General features: G+C 69.7%; 12 protein-coding genes. 9 read left to right on the top strand and 3 right to left on the bottom strand.

The genetic code is table 11. The annotated features are described in order from the left end of the window. Window positions 1-48: 48 nt before the first annotated feature. From CEP50_RS05730 to CEP50_RS05720, 3 genes are read right to left on the bottom strand one after another with little or no spacing between them, the layout of a single operon-like run. Window positions 49-2,241, bottom strand: a complete 2,193-nt coding sequence (locus CEP50_RS05730; protein ID WP_258174883.1) for a transglutaminaseTgpA domain-containing protein — start codon at window positions 2,239-2,241, stop codon at window positions 49-51. Further along, on the bottom strand, window positions 2,238-3,509 hold the full coding sequence (locus CEP50_RS05725) for a DUF58 domain-containing protein (RefSeq protein WP_106112862.1): 1,272 nt from the start codon (window positions 3,507-3,509) through the stop codon (window positions 2,238-2,240). The genes CEP50_RS05730 and CEP50_RS05725 overlap by 4 nt, the downstream gene beginning before the upstream one ends. Then, a complete protein-coding gene (locus CEP50_RS05720; protein ID WP_106112861.1) occupies window positions 3,506-4,567 on the bottom strand; it encodes an AAA family ATPase in 1,062 nt (353 codons plus the stop codon). Before CEP50_RS05720 ends, CEP50_RS05725 begins: the two co-directional genes overlap by 4 nt. 620 nt (window positions 4,568-5,187) lie before the next feature. Between CEP50_RS05720 and rsmH the strand changes: the two genes are divergently transcribed. From rsmH to murG, 9 genes are all read left to right on the top strand, one after another. Then, entirely contained in the window at window positions 5,188-6,117 is a 930-nt protein-coding gene (gene rsmH, locus CEP50_RS05715) for a 16S rRNA (cytosine(1402)-N(4))-methyltransferase RsmH (RefSeq protein ID WP_106112927.1), read from the top strand. Further along, a complete protein-coding gene (locus tag CEP50_RS05710; RefSeq protein WP_106112860.1) occupies window positions 6,114-6,905 on the top strand; it encodes a hypothetical protein in 792 nt (263 codons plus the stop codon). Before rsmH ends, CEP50_RS05710 begins: the two co-directional genes overlap by 4 nt. After that, window positions 6,905-8,851: a peptidoglycan D,D-transpeptidase FtsI family protein gene (locus CEP50_RS05705; RefSeq protein WP_181188230.1), complete on the top strand. Its 1,947-nt coding sequence runs from the start codon at window positions 6,905-6,907 to the stop codon at window positions 8,849-8,851. The genes CEP50_RS05710 and CEP50_RS05705 overlap by 1 nt, the downstream gene beginning before the upstream one ends. A 153-nt stretch (window positions 8,852-9,004) precedes the next feature. Further along, window positions 9,005-10,642, top strand: a complete 1,638-nt coding sequence (locus CEP50_RS05700) for a UDP-N-acetylmuramoyl-L-alanyl-D-glutamate--2,6-diaminopimelate ligase (protein WP_258174878.1) — start codon at window positions 9,005-9,007, stop codon at window positions 10,640-10,642. Next, window positions 10,639-12,126 carry a UDP-N-acetylmuramoyl-tripeptide--D-alanyl-D-alanine ligase gene (locus CEP50_RS05695; RefSeq protein ID WP_106112858.1) on the top strand — a complete coding sequence of 496 codons (1,488 nt, stop codon included), beginning with the start codon at window positions 10,639-10,641 and terminating at the stop codon, window positions 12,124-12,126. Before CEP50_RS05700 ends, CEP50_RS05695 begins: the two co-directional genes overlap by 4 nt. Beyond that, window positions 12,123-13,202: a phospho-N-acetylmuramoyl-pentapeptide-transferase gene (gene mraY / locus CEP50_RS05690; RefSeq protein ID WP_019854742.1), complete on the top strand. Its 1,080-nt coding sequence runs from the start codon at window positions 12,123-12,125 to the stop codon at window positions 13,200-13,202. Before CEP50_RS05695 ends, mraY begins: the two co-directional genes overlap by 4 nt. 69 nt (window positions 13,203-13,271) lie before the next feature. Then, window positions 13,272-14,693 carry a UDP-N-acetylmuramoyl-L-alanine--D-glutamate ligase gene (gene murD / locus CEP50_RS05685; RefSeq protein WP_106112857.1) on the top strand — a complete coding sequence of 474 codons (1,422 nt, stop codon included), beginning with the start codon at window positions 13,272-13,274 and terminating at the stop codon, window positions 14,691-14,693. Between the two features lie 6 nt (window positions 14,694-14,699). Beyond that, entirely contained in the window at window positions 14,700-16,109 is a 1,410-nt protein-coding gene (ftsW, locus tag CEP50_RS05680) for a putative lipid II flippase FtsW (protein WP_106112856.1), read from the top strand. Window positions 16,110-16,330: 221 nt separating this feature from the next. Continuing rightward, window positions 16,331-17,395 carry an undecaprenyldiphospho-muramoylpentapeptide beta-N-acetylglucosaminyltransferase gene (gene murG / locus CEP50_RS05675; protein WP_106112925.1) on the top strand — a complete coding sequence of 355 codons (1,065 nt, stop codon included), beginning with the start codon at window positions 16,331-16,333 and terminating at the stop codon, window positions 17,393-17,395. Window positions 17,396-17,429 lie beyond the last annotated feature (34 nt).

Here is a 17,429-nt window from a genome sequence, read left to right as displayed (position 1 = left end):
CGACCGTGGGCCTCCGGCCCGTGGGAGAGTCGCGTGACCGTGGAGGAGTCACCGTCGTCCGGTGCGGCGGCGTGTCACCGACCGGGGGAACAGCCTGTCGGTCGGTGTCGGCGGTCGGGAGGTCCGCATCCCGGCAACGGCTTCGTCCAGCTCCCGCGTGGTCACCGTCCCCGGGTGGGGGCCGTACAACTCGCGTTCGAGTTCCCGGGTGAGGCCGCGCACTGCCTCGGCCGGCCCGGGGGTGAGGGCGTACTCCCGGATCAGTCGTTCCGAGATCCCGCGGGGCGTCGCACCGGCCTCGGGCGGGGGAGAGCCGCGGTCGAGGTTCTCGTCGAGCAGCTCCCGCCACGCCGCCCCCGTGTGCCCGGGCCGTCCCGCACGGATCGCGGCCCGACGGCGACGCCGTCGCACGTTGCGCACCAGAGCCGGTGCGCACGTGCCCATCAACAGGGTGAGTACCGTCGCTCCTCCCGCGATCCACAGGCCGGGTGCCGTTCCTTCCCGGTCCGCTGTGACGGGCTGTTCCCCCCGGGAACTCTCCCGCTCCGCGGTCTCCCCGGCGGACGGGGTTCCGCTGCGCTCCGAGGACTCCGAGGTCTCCTCCTGCCCGGAAGTTCCGGACTCGAGATAGGACGGGGTGGACGAGCGGTCGTCCGTCAGGGGGGTGGGGTCGAAGGTGATCCACCCGTGCCCGGGGAAGTAGGCCTCCACCCAGGCGTGTGCGTCCTCGGTGGTGATGATCCGGTGTGTTCCCTCGGACTCGCCGGGGGTGAAGCCCACTGCCACCCTGGAGGGGATGCCCACGGCCCGCAGCAGTACCGCCATGGCCGAGGCGAACTGTTCGCAGTACCCCCGTTTCCCGTCGAACAGGAAGTCCTCCAGGGCGTTCGCGGAGGAGGCCGGGGCGGTCCGCAGGTCGTAGGTGAATCCGTTCGACCGGTCGGTGAAGTACCTGTTCAGCGCGACGGCCTTGTCGAAAGGGTTGTGCTCGTCCGCCGTGATGCGGTGGGCCAGTTCGGTGATCCGGGGTGTCGCCCCGCTGGCGTCGGAGTAGGCGGGAGGGATCCGGGGGTTTCCGTGCGCGTTCCGCAGCTCCCGCCGACCCGGTTCGGGAAGGACCGCCAGTTCGGTGTACTCCTCCACCTCCGAGCTTTGTCGGGTGAAGGCGGTTCCGGACACGGGATCGTAGCGCCAGCCGGGGCCGGTTCCGGAGACCTCGACGGGGATCCCGAACACCGGTAGCCACGCGTCCTCGTACGCCAACGGTTCGATGTCGATCCTGGTGGGTTCGGCGTCCTGCTCCGAGACTCCAGGAGGCAACGGCAGCCGTCCCCTCAGGGCCACCCCCTCGGACAGCCCGGACAGCCTCCAACCGCTGTCCGGGTCGAAACGACGCAGCGTCATGGCACGCAGGTAGGAGTCACCGGGCAGTCCCTCCACCCGGAAGAGTCGTACGTTCCGGTCCCGGGACAGTTGTCCCCGCAGCGAGGTGAACGGACGGAGCCCGATCTCCCCGCGCGCCGAGTCGTCCGCGTCGTCCTCGGAACCGGGTAACCTTCCCTGGGTTCCGACCCCGGTGAAGACCGACCCGGCCAGGAGAGCGAGCACGGCGGACACCGAGATCACGAACACGGGCAGTGGTGGGGAGACCGTTTTGGTGGCGCGTCGTGCTCGGCCCGCTCCGCCGAGAAGCAACAGCCCGGCGAAGCCGACGGCTCCACCCAGAAACGCCCACCACGGAAGCAGCCGGTCGGACAGCGAAGCGGGCACGGCGAACACGCACAGCAGCACGAGCCCGGAGACGGCCGGAGCGCGATGGGCCACCGTGATCCGGTCCACCAGCACGGTCACCAACCCCGTGCCCAGGCAGATCAGGCACCGCATCCCCGCGGTGGCCGGAACCGGGGGCACTCCCGTGCGGATCGTCTCGACGGCGTTTCCGAGCAGCTCCGCCAGCTGTCCGAACGTCGCCGGTGTGGGGAGAAAGCCGAGCAGGGGGTTCCGGCCGAACAGGATCGTGAGCATCACCAGCAGCACGCCCAGCTGGAGTGGGAGCGTCCAGGCACGACCCGGGCCCGTCCGGGCCGCCACGGCTCCCGCCGACACGGCGGTCACCGTGAGCGCCGCGGGTGGGAACCAGCGCCAGTCGGAGAGAACGGCCGAGAACGCCGTGGAGGTGGCCAACACGGCGAACAGCGTCACGAACGTGACCGACAACCGGGGTGCGTCCTGCGTTGTCACGATTCGCTCCCGAGGGCGTCGAACGGTTCGTCCCGCGCGCACAGCCTTTCCCAGGCGCGCGAGACGGAGGTCGCCGGGCTGTCGACCGTGGTGACGTTCCATCCCGCGCAACGGAAGCGGTGCGCGGTGGCGGAGACCACGTCGCGGTGTTCCCCGCCGGGCTCGGTCCATCCGGTCGTGTCCAGCAGTATCACCGCCCCCCGTGTGCTCTCCGGACGTGCCGAGGTCAGCGCCTCCGCTCCCGCCGGAGTGGTGTTCCCGAGTATCGCGACGAGGTCCCGGTCGGTGTCCGGGTCCCCGTCGGGGAGGAGCTCCCTGCTCGCGGTGGGTTGCAACAGGGCCAGGGACTCCAGGATCGGATCGTCGTCCCACCCGCCGTCGGGCTGACCGGAGAACTCGCCGGACCCCAGCTGATTGCCCGCCACGTCGACGAGCCGCACCCGTCTTCCGCGTCCCCGCAGGTGGAGGCAGATGCTGGCCGCGGCCGAAACGGCCCACTCCAGACTGGACCGGTTTCCGGTGCCCCGGTGAGCGGCGGACCTGTGGTCCAGCAGCACGGTGGTCGCCCCGTGCTGTGGGGTCTCCGTGACACGCACCATCAGCTCGTCCCGACGTGCCGTCGTCTTCCAGTGCACACGTCGTAGGTCGTCACCGTGGCGGTACTCCCGCAGTGTGGCGTCGTCGACACCGTGTCCGGCGCGCGGCGTTCCGGAGTTCTCCCTCCCACCTTCCCCCCACGATGGCGAACCGGTCAGCGGCACCACCTCGGGCACCGCCACGAGTCTGCTGGTGCCCGCCAGGTGCCGGTCGAGGGCGACCAGTCCGAAGGGGTCCTCGACTCGGCAGCGTGCCGGCCCCAGCCGGTGCACCCCCCGGAGCCGCGGACGCACGGTGTACTCGACGAGGCCCCCGCTCGCGGGCAGCAACCCGTTCAGGCGATACCGGACGGGTCCACCGAGGCCGTGGGGAACCTCGTCGACCACCACGGGATCGCTCGGGGGCAGCCCCCCGGTGTTGGTCAGACGCAGTCGTACCGACGCTTCACCGCCCACCTCCACCCGTTGGGGGGTGAGCTCACGTCGGGCGTCGAGGCCGGTGCGGGCCGACAGCGAAACCGTCAGAGCCAACAGGGGCAGGGCCGCCGCGAACACGGCCACTCGCAGCAGATCCCTCTCGTCCAGCACCAACGCGCAGACCACGGCGGCACACGAGGCGGCCAGCAGACAACGTCCCCGTACGGTGAGCGCGGACAGCACGCCCGTGCTCATCGTTGACCATCCCTGGCCCGTGGGACGGGAACTCGTCCGAGCAGTTGCCGGACGAGGTCAGCGGCGCTCTGTCTGGCCGCCCTGGCCTCCCCACTCAGGACCAGGCGGTGGGCGAGTACCGGCACCGCCACACGGTGGACGTCGTCCGGGATCACGAACTCCCGGCCGGACAGTACGGCCTGGGCACGTGCCGTGCGCATCAGCTGCAGGGTCGCACGTGGGGAGGCTCCCAGGCGGAGTTCGGACAGTTCCCTGGTCGCGCTCACCAGCTCGATCACGTAGCGCCGGAGTTCGGGGGAGACGTGGATCCCGCGTACCGTCCGCAGCAGCTGGGTCACCTCGTTGGTGGTGGTGACCGGGGAGAGTTCCGCCACGGGGTCGTGGCCCGCGTGTCCGTCGAGCATGGCGAACTCCGCCTCACGGTCGGGGTATCCCAGGGAGATCCGGCAGGTGAAGCGGTCCCGTTGTGCTTCGGGAAGCGCGTAGGTGCCCTCCAGCTCGACCGGGTTCTGGGTGGCGATCACCATGAACGGAGTGTCGAGGGGATGACGGTGTCCGTCTATGGTGACCTGGTTCTCCTCCATGCACTCCAGCAGGGCCGACTGGGTCTTCGGCGAGGCTCTGTTGATCTCGTCGCCCACCACGATGTTGGCGAACACGGGACCGCCCCGGAACTCGAAGCTCCCCGAGTGCCGGTCGTACACCGACACGCCGGTGATGTCGCTGGGCAGCAGATCGGGAGTGAACTGTATTCGGTTCGTCGTGCAGTCCACGGAGCGGGCGAGCGCCTTGGCCAGCGAGGTCTTTCCCACCCCGGGAACGTCCTCCACGAGCAGGTGCCCCTCGGCGAGCAGCGTCGTCAGCGCCAGACGGATCACTTCCCGCTTGCCGGACAGGACGCTTTCCACATTGGAGATGACGCGGTTCAGCGTGTCGTGGGCGTGTTCGATCGAACTGGTTCCCGTCGGCGGAACCGTCCCCCCGGTGCGAGCGTGGGCCGTGTCGTCCTCCGGTGGAGTGGACGTGACGTTACCGGATGAGCTCGTCTCGGGAGTCACACAACCTCCAGGTGTCGTTCGTGCCGGCCCCACCGGAGTGCCCGGTTCCGGGATCGCCGGGGCGGGAAGCCGACAGGGGCACTCGTGGTGCGGCGTGTCACGAAGTGTCTCAGATCCCTTCCTGCTTCCGGCGCCGTACGCACAGCGAATCGGGGGTTTCTGTGTTCGGACGGGTCGGTGGTCCCACGTCCGAGGGCTGCATCTTCCCCCGGGCGCGTTTCCGGTTGACGAGGGTCGGTGGTGGGGTAGTGTGACGGACGTCGGGGGAGATCTTTGTCCAGCGTGGGCACCGTGAGAACGGGCCGCGGGCGACCGTTCCGTCCGGTCGGGCGAGGTCGCGGAACGGTTGTTCGGGCGGTGGGTCCGTCGACCCCGTGGTCGACCCCCGGACGGAGTCCAGTCGGGACGTTCCGCCCTCCCGCGTCGTACGCCGGAAGGGAGCGGGTGAGCGGGGATCATCGGGTGTGTCGGTCAGGCGAGGTGGCCGACTCGTTCCTCGGTGGATACGGGAAGGAAGGGAAGTGACGGTGCCAGAGGATCCGGTCCCGGGAGCCGACGCGGGGGAGGGGGCCGAGCCCCGGGACGGGCCGGGCGACGAGGCCGCGGGACTCCATCGTCCCGTGTTGCTGGAACGCACGATCCGACTCCTCGAACCGGCGTTGGACGGCCGTGCCGCAGTGGTGCTCGACGCGACGCTGGGGATGGGGGGTCATGCCGAAGCGCTGTTGCGTTCCTTCCCGCACACGACCCTGATCGGCCTCGACCGGGATCCGCAGGCTCTGGAACTGGCCCGACGGCGTCTCGAACCCTACGGAGAACGTGTGCGGTTGGTGCACGCCGTCGCCGACCGGATTCCGGAGGTGCTCGCCGAACAAGGGGTGTCCCGTCTCGACGGAGTCCTGTTCGACCTCGGCGTCTCCTCGTTGCAGTTGGACGAGACCACACGCGGCTTCTCCTACGCCAGGGACGCTCCGCTGGACATGCGCATGGACACCACCTCGGGAGTCACCGCCGCGGAGGTGCTCAACACCTACTCGCAGTCCGAACTCACCCGGGTGCTGCGCGAGTACGGGGAGGAGAAGTTCGCGGCCAGGATCTCCGCGCGGGTGGTGCGCGAGCGGGAACGGGCTCCGTTCGCCGACAGCGCGCGTCTGGTCCAGCTCGTCTACGACAGTGTTCCCGCCGCCAGCAGGCGCAGCGGGGGACATCCCGCCAAACGGGTGTTCCAGGCGCTGCGGATCGAGGTGAACGGGGAGCTGGAGGTGCTGCGACGGGCGCTTCCGGCGGCCATCGACGCGCTGCCGCAGGGCGGTCGGATCGTGGTGCTGTCCTATCACTCCCTGGAGGACCGCATCGTCAAACGCACCTTCGCCGACCGGGCGAAGTCGCGGACCCCGTTGGACCTTCCGGTGGAACTGCCCGGGCACGGTCCGGAGCTGCGCGTGCTCACCCGGGGGGCCGAGTTCGCCGACGAACGGGAGGCCGCGAGCAACCCCAGGGCGAGTTCGGTGCGCCTGCGGGCGGCCGAGCGGATTCAGGAGGGGGTATGACCACTGCTTCGGCGCGCGGGGGAAACCGAGGGGAGCGCAGAAGGGGACGGAAGCGGCAACGCGGTGAACAGCGTTCCGAGGCGCGTGTCGACCGCGGGGGGCGGGTGCGTTCCTCCAGCGCGGAACGCGCCTACGAGCGCAAGCGCGAACGCGGGGAACAGGCGGAAAGACACCGGGCGAACAACAGCGGTGGGGACGTGTCCACCACCACGGCGAAGCGCGCGACGAGAGCCCACGACAGCGGACGCTCTCCGTCCTTCGGCACGGGGATGGTTCGTCCCGTGCGGGAGTTCGCCGCCCGGGTGGCGAGACGGTTGGCACACTCCCGTGCCCCCTTCGTGGGAACGGTCATGGTGGTGCTGGTGTCCGGGGTCGTCGCCACGCTGTGGTTGTCGATCGCCGCCGTGAGCAATTCGTACCGCATCCAGGACTCCAAGGAGCGGGTGCAGGCGTTGACCGAACGCAAGGAGGACCTACTGCGTTCGGTCAGCAGGATGAGTTCCATATCCGAGGTGCAGCGACGCGTCGAGGAGATGAACATGGTTCCGGCTCCCGAGCCGGCCCATCTGGTGGTGGAGCCGGATGGTTCGGTACGGCTGGTCGGTCACCCCCGTGCGGCCACCGCTCCGGAGGAGAATCCCGAGGAGTCCGCGCGCTCGGACGGGCAGGCCCCGGACGGGGACACCGAGGACGCGAATCAGCAGACCTCACGGGACGACACGTCCGACGGGCGGACAGCGGACCCCGAGTCGACCCACTCGAACGATCCGTCGGCGGGACAGGAATGATGGCTCCTCGCGACAGGAAACGTGCCAGCCCCCGTCAGGGCCCCCAACGAGGCGGGACGCGCCGTCGCACCCTGGTGCGTCCCACCGGTAAACGTCCCGAGTCCGGGGGGAAGGGAAAGCGGCCACGACTCTCCCGCACTCCGCGTACCAAGGTCGCCGCCAGCGGGAGAAGACTGGGAATAGGCCGGTTGTTCCTCGTGCTCGTGCTGGTGGCCTCCGGGGTGAAGCTGGTGTTCGTGCAGGGGTTCGAGGCCGGTGCGCTGTCCGAACAGGTCGACGACCAGCTGATGACCAGGCAACCCATCTTCGCCGAACGAGGGGCGATCACCGACGTCAACGGCAGGGTCCTGGCCTTCAGCGCGGAGGCCCGCCAACTCTACGCGAACCCCCGGCTGCTCACCGAGCAGCAACGGGAGGCCCATCGGAAGGACCCCGAGAAACCGAACGCCGAGGAGTGGAAGCGCAGGATAGCGCGGGGAATAGCGGAGATAACCCGAGGTCGGATCAGTGAGCGGGAGGCCGCCGAGGCACTGTTCTCCGACGAGCGGTTCCTCTACTTCGGGCCGTTGCTCGATCCCGGTGTCGCCAGACAGGTCCACGAGCGGTATCCGCAGATCGGCAGTGAGTACCGGGCCGTTCGTCGTTACCCGGCCGGTTCGGTGGCGGGTGACATCGTGGGAGCGGCCTCCTGGCGCAAGGGTGAGCGCAAGATCCGCGGCACCGTCGGCCTGGAGAACGCGTTGGACGACAGGCTCAGCGGCGAGGACGGGGTCCGGATCTCGAACACCGCGATGGGCAGCAGCCTGGTCATCCCCGGCACGAAACGGATCAAGGCCGCCGAACCGGGGTCGGACGTGCGGTTGACCATCGACTCCGACCTGCAGTTCGTGCTGAACCGGACACTGAGCTCCTACGTCGACGAGTACGGGGCTCTGGGGGGCAGTGCCGTGGTGCTCGACGCGCGGACCGGCAAGGTGCGTGCCCTCTCCCACGTGGACTCCTCCGGCGAGGAGAGTGGTAAGAGCAGAGCCCAGCGGCACCTGAGCAATCCCGCGGTGACCACGCCCTACGAACCGGGTTCCGTGAACAAGCTGGTCACCGCGGCCGGAGCGATCGAACACGGCATCGTCGGTCCCGACACCGTGCTGCGGGTCCCGGAGAAGATCGAGATGGGTGGGGCCACGGTCAGGGACGCCTGGGCGCACGACACCCTTCCGCTGACCTTCCGGGGAGTACTGGCGAAGTCCTCCAACGTCGGAACCCTGATGACGGCGAAGAAACTGGGCAAGGAGCGTTTCGCCGAACTGCTCGACGGGTTCGGGCTCGGGCGACCAACGGGCGTCGCCCTGCCCGGGGAGAGCTCCGGAGTGGTGCCCCCGCGCAAACAGTGGTCGGACACCCGGTTCGCGAACCTGCCGATCGGACAGGGGCTGTCGATGACCGTGCTCCAGATGGCGGGGATGTACCAGGCGATCGCCAACGACGGAGTGCGGATACCCCCGCGGGTCATCGAGTCCACGGTGGACGCGGACGGCACCGAGTCGGCCTGGCCACGTCCGGACGGGGTTCGGGTGGTCAGTGAGTCGACGGCCGAGACGCTGCGGAACATGCTGCGCGGGACGGTGCAGCGAGGGGAGACCACCGAGCAGACCGGTACCGCTCCGCAGGCCGCCCTGGACGGATACCAGATCGCGGGCAAGACCGGTACGGCCCAGAAACCCGACCCCGCCTGCCACTGCTACAGCAACTCCAAGTACTGGGCGACGTTCGCGGGCATCGTCCCGGCGGGAGACCCCAGGTACGTGGTGGGGATCATGCTGGACGAACCGGAGAGCACGCACGCGGTCGCCCCACTGTTCCACGACGTGGCCGCCGACCTGACACGTCGCTACGACATCCCGTTGTCGCCGGAGCCGGCACCGGAGCTGGCGCTGCGGGCGCGCTGAACGGTCCGGCACGCGCTCGGTGGGTCGCCCGGTTCCCTGCCGGGGGTGGGGTGACCCGCTGTTTTCCGTGTGGAGCGGGGGCGGGCGGTGTCACCCGTGCGGGGCGCCCACCGTGAAACCACTCCGTGGGGCGGTGCAGGTAACCTTTTCGCCGTGCCTTCCGCGGTTGCGATTTCCCCGCCTCGTCCGACACGTGTCGAGCCGGTCAGCGTCCAACGGTTAGCAGCCTCGATCGGTGCCCGTGTCGTGTCCCCCCACGGTGAGACCGCCGCGAGTTCCTCCGCGAGGATCACCGGTGTCACGTTGCGGGCGCAGCACGTCGCCGTGGGCGACGTGTTCGCCGCGTTGCCCGGTTCCCACACCCACGGTGCGGAACACGCCGCCGCCGCGCTCGACGCGGGGGCGCGTGCCGTACTGACGGACGACGAGGGGGCACGGCGGCCTGCGCTGGCCACGCACCCGGCGGTGACCCGGGGGGACGTCCCGCTGTTGGTGCACCCGGAGCCCCGCCGGGTGCTCGGTGAACTGGCCTCCGAGATCTACGGCAGGCCTTCCGAGGAGGTTTCCGTGATCGGTATCACGGGGACCTCGGGCAAGACCACCACCAGTTATCTGGTGGAGGCGGGACTGCGCCGGGCCGGACTGGTCACGGGACTGGTCGGCACGGTGGAGACCAGGGTGGCCGGCAGCAGGCTGGACAGCGCGTTCACCACCCCCGAGGCCCCCGACCTGCAGGCCCTGTTGGCCGTGATGGTCGAGCGTGGGGTCACACACGTGGTCATGGAGGTCTCCAGCCACGCGTTGGCCCTCGGCCGGGTCGCGGGCGTCCGTTTCGCGGCGGGCGGTTTCACCAACCTGTCCAGGGACCACCTGGACTTCCACCGGGACATGGAGGACTACTTCGCGGCCAAGGCCATGCTGTTCGACGGGCGCTGTGCCCGGGAGGTGGTGTGCACCGACACCGAGTGGGGGAGACGGTTGGACCGGCCCGGGGTGGTCACGGTGGCGACCCGGGGGCGGGCCGACTGGACGGCCACCGACGTGGTGACCCACCCGAGTGGGGAGCAGTGCTTCACCGCCCACGGGCCCGGCGGCGTCCGGACCGGGATCCGGTTGCGGCTGCCCGGACCGTTCAACATCGCCAACGCGCTGTTGGCCACGGCGCTGCTCCACGAACTCGGTGTGAGCGGTGCCGCCGTGGAGGAGGGACTGGCCGAGGTCGACGTTCCCGGACGGATGGAGCGTGTCGCAGCCGGACAGGACTTCGCGGCGGTGGTGGACTATTCCCACAAGCCCGATGCCGTCGAGGCCGTGCTCGAGGCCGCCCGCTCCCAGGCGGGGGGAAGAGTCCTGGTGGTACTCGGCTGTGGCGGGGACAGGGACGCGGAGAAACGCCCGCTCATGGGATCCACCGCCGCACGGTTGGCCGACCTGGTGATAGTCACCGACGACAACCCCCGTGGGGAGGACCCGGCCGCGATCAGGGCGAGCGTGCTCGCGGGGGCGCGTGAGGTCCCCGAGGAGGAGCGTGCCGTGCTGTGCGAGATCGGTGACCGTCGAGAGGCGATCGGCGAGGCGGTACGCCGTGCCGAGCGGGGTGACGTGGTCGTCGTCGCGGGCAAGGGGCACGAGACCGGACAGGAGGTGGCCGGGGTGACCCATCCTTTCTCGGACAGGGACGAGCTGGCCGCCGCACTGAGCGAACGACGTGGAAGTCCGCAGCGGAGCGAAACCGCCGCAGCGCGGCGGTCCCCGGGACACACCCGGGACAGTGACGAGGAGGCAAGGTGATCCGGCTCAGCCTCGACGAGATCGCTGAGGCGGTCGGTGGCAGACTGCACCGCGCCGACGGTAGTGAGAGTGTCACCGCGGCCGTCGAATTCGATTCCAGGAAGATAACCCCCGGCGGGCTGTTCGTCGCGGTCCCCGGGGAACACGTGGACGGGCACCAGTTCGCCGAACGGGCGGTCGCCGACGGTGCCGTGGCGGTGTTGGCGGCGCGGGAGGTGAACGCCCCCGCCGTGATCGTTCCCCGTGTGGAGGCGGCCGACCGCTCCCGCGTGATGGCACTGTCCGGAGACACGGACGGGGCGGGGGCCGCCGTGCTGGTCGCCATGGCGCGGTTGGCGCGGTTGCTGGTGGACCGGTTGGAAGGGCTGACGGTGGTCGGCGTCACCGGTTCCTCCGGCAAGACCTCGACCAAGGACCTGATCGCGCAGTTGCTCGACCCTCTCGGCAGTACCGTGGCCCCACCGGGATCGTTCAACAACGAGATCGGCCATCCCTGGACGGTGCTGCGTGCCGACGAGAACACGGCGCACCTGGTGTTGGAGCTCTCCGCGCGGGGCAAGGGGCACATAGCCGAACTGTGTCGCTCGGCTCCTCCCCGGATCGGGGCTGTGCTCAACGTGGGGAGTGCCCATCTCGGCGAGTTCGGTTCCCGGGAGGCCATCGCGGAGGCCAAGGGCGAACTGGTGGAGGCGTTGCCCGCCGCGGAGTCCGGAGGCGTGGCCGTGCTGAACGCCGACGACCCGGCGGTCTCGGCCATGGCCTCCCGGACGGCGGCACGGGTCGTTCGTTTCGGGCAGCACCCCCACGCCGAGGTCCGCGCCGAGGACATCGAGGTGGACGAGCAGGTCCGCCCCCGCTTCACCCTGGTCACCCCCGAGGGACGTGCCGAGGTGCGGTTGCCGCTGCACGGTGAGCACCACGTGAGCAACGCGCTGGCCGCGGCCGCCGTGGCGCGGGAACTCGGAGCGAGTCCCGCGGAGATGGCCGGGAACCTGGAAGGGGTTCGCCAACTGTCCGGAAAACGGATGGAGGTCACCGAAACCCCCGAGGGCGTGACCGTGGTCAACGACGCCTACAACGCGAACCCCGAGTCGGTGCGTGCCGCGTTGAAGGCGCTCGCCTCCATGACCCGGGACTCACCGGGGAGGGGCTGGGCCGTGCTCGGCCCCGTCGGGGAACTGGGGGAGGAGGAGCCCACCGCTCACGACGAGATCGGTCGATTGGCCGTGCGGCTGAACATCGATCGTCTGGTGGTGGTCGGTGAGCAGGCACGGGCGATGCACCAGGGCGCCTCGCTGGAAGGATCGTGGGGAGAGGAGTCGATTCTGGTGCCGGACGTCGAGGCCGCCGTCGAGCTGCTGAGATCCGAGCTGCGGCCCGATGACGTCGTGTTGGTCAAGGCGTCCAACGCCGCGGCGTTGTGGCGGGTCGCCGACGAGCTGACCGCCGGGCGGAACACCTCCCGGGGTGGTGGTACGGCGTGAAGAGCATCCTCGTCGCCGCGGCCGTGGGGCTGGTCGTCTCCATTCTCTTCACCCCTTACCTCATCCGGGTGTTCTCCAAACAGGGATTCGGCCAGGAGATCCGGGAGGAGGTGCAGAAGTCCCACTCGGCGAAGCGGGGAACCCCCACCATGGGTGGGATGGCGATCCTCGTCGCCATGTGGGCCGGTTACCTCGCCACGCATCTGACGGTTTCCGAGGCGTTGCCCAGCGTCACCGCGCTGCTGGTGCTCGGACTGACCACGATGCTGGGTGTCGTCGGGTTCCTGGACGACTTCATCAAGATCCGCAAGCGGCGCAACCTGGGACTGAACAAGACGGCGAAGCTGGTGGGCCAGATGCTGGCCTCGGTGCTGTTCGCGATCCTGGCCTTACGTTTCCCGGACGAGAACGGTTTCACACCGGCTTCGGACAACCTGTCCTTCATCCGGGACATCAGCGTGGTGTCCTTCGGGGTGATCGGCTTCGTGGTGTTCGCCTACGTCGCCATCAGCGGCTGGTCCAACGCGGTGAACTTCACCGACGGCATGGACGGTCTGGCGGGGGGCACGGCCGCCATGGTGCTGGCCAGCTACGTGCTGATCTCCTTCTGGCAGTTCCGGAACTCCTGCGAACTGGTCTCCGACATCGGCCCGGCCTGTTACCAGGTACGGGACCCGTTGGACGTCGCGGTGGTGGCCGCGGCCGCCATGGGGTCCTGTGTCGGTTTCCTCTGGTGGAACGCGGCCCCGGCCAAGATCTTCATGGGCGACACCGGTTCGCTCGCCATCGGCGGTCTGGTCGCGGGGCTGTCGATGACCACCCGCACGGAGCTGCTGATGATCGTCATCGGCGGGCTGTTCGTGGTCGAGGCCCTCTCGGTGGTGTTGCAGATCGTGGTGTTCCGCACCTCGCGCAGGCGGCTGTTCCGCATGGCACCGTTCCACCATCATTTCGAGCTCGCGGGATGGGCCGAGACCTCGGTGATCATCCGGTTCTGGATACTGGCCGCCATCAGCTGTCTGTTCGGAGTGGGACTGTTCTACGCGGACTGGCTGGCCCTGGCCGGTGGAGGCTGACCTCCGAAACAGGAGGTCGCGTGTCGAGCAGCGATGGCACGGCTGTCACGGGAATCGTGGGTGAGGTAATTGAGCAGGCTGGGTAGACGGGTGCTGGTCGCCGGGGCCGGTGTTTCCGGCAGGTCCGCTGCCGAGGCGTTGCTCGCCGAAGGAGCGGAGGTCACGGTCACCGACGCCTCACGGGAGCGGCTGGCCGGGCTGGCGGAGCTGGGGAGCGCGGGGGCGCGACTGCTTCCCGCGTTGAGCGAGCCTCCGGAGGGTACGGATCTCGTGGTGACCAGTCCCGGCTGGCGTCCGGACTCCCCGCTGCTGGAGAACGCGGCGGCGAGGGGCACGGAGGTGATCGGTGAGACGGAGCTCGCCTGGCGGCTGGACAGGTCGAGGGAGAAACCGGCCGACTGGCTCGCCGTGACCGGCACCAACGGAAAGACCACCACGGTGGGGATGCTGGAGTCGATCCTGCGGGCGGCCGGGATCGACGCGGTCGCCTGCGGCAACGTCGGGCTGCCCGCCGTCGACGCGGTACGTGCCGGGCACGAGGTGCTGGCCGTGGAGCTGTCGAGTTTTCAGCTGCACTGGTCGGACACGCTCGCTCCGTACGCGGGGGTGGTGCTCAACCTCGCCGAGGACCATCTGGACTGGCACGGCTCGCTGCGCGCCTACGGCCTGGCCAAGTCCGCCGTGTACCGTGGTAACACCGTCTCGGTGTACAACCTCGACGATCCCACCTCGACGCGTCTCGCGCGGGAGCACGTCGGTGCGGCGGGTGTCGGTGTCACCCTCGGGGCTCCTTCCGAGGGGCAGCTCGGTATCGCCGACGGGCTACTCCTGGACCGTGCCTTCGGTGAGGAGGGGACGACGGAGGGTGGTTCCGTGCCGCTCGCCGCGCTGACCGACGTCCGACAGGTGGGTGAGCACAATCTCTCCAACGCGCTCGTGGCGTGCGCGCTCGCCCGCTGCCGAGGGGTGCCCGCCCGGGCCTGTGCCGAGGGGCTGCGCGCGTTCGCCCCCGGACAACACCGTTCCGTTCCCGTGGGGGAGGAGGACGGTGTGGTCTATGTGGACGACTCGAAGGCCACCAACCCCCACGCGGCGGCGGCCGCCCTGCATGCCCACTCCCGGCTGGTGTGGATCGCGGGTGGGCTGCTGAAGGGAGCCGAGGTCGACGAGTTGGTGCGGGCGCACGCCTCCCGCTTCCTGGGAGTGGTGCTCATCGGCACCGAGTCCGGGCGTATCGCCGAGGCCCTGGAGCGCCACGCTCCGGGGGTTCCGGTGGTGAGGATCCCTCCGGAGCACGAGGATCCCATGGGGGAGGCCGTACGATCGGCGCGGGAGCTGGCCGAACCGGATTCCGCCGTGGTGCTGGCACCGGCAGCCGCTTCGATGGACATGTACACCGACTACGCCCACAGAGGGCGGGAGTTCGCCGCTGCCGTGCGTGCGGTGCTGGCCGGACCCGAGAGCGGGCCCGCCGAACGGCCCAGGGGGTGATCGCCCGTGGCGGACGGAAGGACCACCGTGGCCAGGGAACGGGGCAGACAGGGGCTCGGTGAGGGACTGCGCGGGGTGACCTCGGCGCTCACCGCCTGGTTGACCAGACCGTTGGCCTCCTTCCACCTGTTGCTGGCGGTGTTCGGGCTGTTGGTCACGTTCGGCCTGGTGATGGTGCTTTCCGCCTCCAGCGTGGAGTCGTTCAGCGAGGCGGGGTCCTCCTACAGCATCTTCCTGAGGCACCTGGCGCACTGTGCGCTGGGAGCGGTGGGGTGCTATGCGGCCATGCGCGTTCCGGTGTGGATGCTGCGCCGGTTCAGTCACGTGTTCCTGCTGGTTTCCCTTGTGCTGCTCGGACTCGTGCTGACCAGCCTGGGGGCGAGGGACAACGGCGCCCAGAGCTGGCTCGTGCTGGGCCCGCTGTCCTTCCAGCCGGTGGAGCCGGCCAAGATAGCCCTGGCGCTCTGGGGGGCACACGTGCTGGTCACCAAACGGGCGTTGCTCGGGCAGTACCGTCATCTGCTCGTCCCGGTGGTTCCGGCGGCGCTGTTGATGTTCGCTCTGGTGATGATGCAGCCGGATCTCGGCTCGACGGTGCTGCTCGGCGTGGTGCTGCTCGCGCTGCTGTGGTTCGCGGGGGCGCCGTTGCGGCTGTTCAGCGCGATCCTGCTCGGTGGTCTGACGGCAGCCGTGGCCCTGGTTCTGGTGGGGGGCTACCAGATCGGGCGGGTGAGTTCCTTCCTCGATCCGCAGAGCGACCCGCGGGGGTCCGGGTTCCAGGCCAACCAGGCCCTGCTGGCGCTCGCGGACGGGGGGATGTTCGGTGAGGGCCTGGGCCGGGGCTGGTCCAAGTGGCAGTACCTTCCCGAGGCCTACAACGACTTCATCTTCGCGGTCGTCGGGGAGGAACTCGGTTTCGTCGGTTGTGCGACCCTGCTCGTGCTGTTCGGCGTCACCGCCTACGTGGGGATGCGGATCGCGGCGCGCAACACCGACCCGTGGATCAGACTGGTGGCCGCGACGTTGACCACGTGGCTGGTGGCCCAGGCCGCGATCAACATCGGTTATGTGGTCGGGTTGCTGCCCGTCACGGGTCTGCCGTTGCCGTTGATCTCCTCCGGGGGGACCTCGGTGGTAACGACGATGATCGTTTTCGGGTTGCTGGCGAACTTCGCCCGGCACGAACCGGAGGCCATCGCCGCCTTGCGTTCCCTGGGGCCGGGTAGGGTCGGCAGGCTTCTCCGACTTCCCACGCCCGCTCCCTACCGCCCTCCTGCCAGGCGGTCACCACCGGCGGGGAAACGGACGGCGCCCCCGGCGGAGAAACCCTCGGGCAAGTCCGGAGGGGGAGCCTCGCGGGCGAGGAGGAACCGGTCGAGTACCGGATCCTCACGGAGGCCTCGCGCGAGCAGGTGACCGGAGCGGCTCCGGGTGGGCGGAACGTCCGTCCGAGGGGTGCGACACCCCGACACGATCGTATGAATCACCCGAACAGGTGGGCTGGTTGCGGAGGACCGGCGGCGAGCGTCGCGGTCCCATGAGACACGAGGAGGACTTCGTTGAACACACCACAGCCGGGTTTCCCCGCCGGAGGCGGCGAGTCCCCACACCCGGAACGGAAGGGACCCACGGTCGTCGTGGCCGGGGGTGGCACTGCCGGACACATCGAACCGGCCATGGCCCTCGCCGACACGGTGCGCCGCATCCGGCCCGACTCCCGGGTGGTCGCGCTCGGCACCGAGCGAGGTCTCGAAACGGAGCTGGTCCCCAAGCGGGGGTATCCACTGGAACTCGTCCCCCCGGTCCCGATGCCCCGCAAGGCCAGTACCGAGCTGTTGCGGATGCCGATGAAGGTGCGTGACTCGGTTCGTCGCACCCGTGAGGTCCTGGACCGGGTGGGTGCCGACGTGGTGGTCGGTTTCGGGGGCTACGTCTCCCTGTCGGCCTACCTGGGGGCCCGTGGTCGGGTGCCGATCGTGGTCCACGAGGCCAACGCCCGCGCCGGACTGTCCAACAAGGTCGGAGCACGTCTGGCCGCGCGGGTGCTGGCCGCGGTACCGGACAGCGGATTACCCGGAGCACGGGTCATCGGCATTCCGCTGCGGGAGTCGATCACGGGGTTGGACCGCGCCGCCCTGCGGGCACGGGCACGCGCGCACTACGGCCTGCATCCCGAGGCCCCGACGATCCTCGTTTTCGGTGGCTCGCAGGGCGCCCAGACGTTGAACACCGCCTTCTCCGGGGCGGCCGACGCGCTGGGACGGGCGGGAGTGGGCGTGCTGCACGCGCACGGCCCGAAGAACACGGTGGCGGTGCAGCAGGTCCCCGGTGCTCCCCCGTACGTCCCGGTTCCGTACCTGGAACGAATGGACCTGGCCTACGCGGCGGCCGATCTGGTCGTGTGCCGTTCCGGGGCGATGACCGTGGCCGAGGTCTCGGCGGTGGGGCTGCCCGCCGTCTTCGTTCCGCTTCCCCACGGCAACGGTGAGCAGGCGCTGAACGCCCAACCGGTGGTCAGCGCGGGAGGCGCCAGACTGGTCACCGACGAGGAACTGACCGCGCAGCGGGTGGTCGACGAGATCCTTCCGCTGGTCAGGGACCCCGACGTGCTCGCCCGGATGAATCGCGCGACCCTGGAGACCGGCCATCGCGAGGCAGATCGGGTGTTGGCCGAGACCGTACTGGAGGTGGCCGCGCGGTGAACGGCGACACAGCCGAGAACGACCCGCAACGGGC

The organism is Actinopolyspora mortivallis, assembly GCF_003001495.1.
Classification (GTDB): domain Bacteria; phylum Actinomycetota; class Actinomycetes; order Mycobacteriales; family Pseudonocardiaceae; genus Actinopolyspora; species Actinopolyspora mortivallis_A.
Note: the sequence above shows the minus strand (reverse complement) of the source record. Positions and strands in the feature narration are given on the sequence as shown.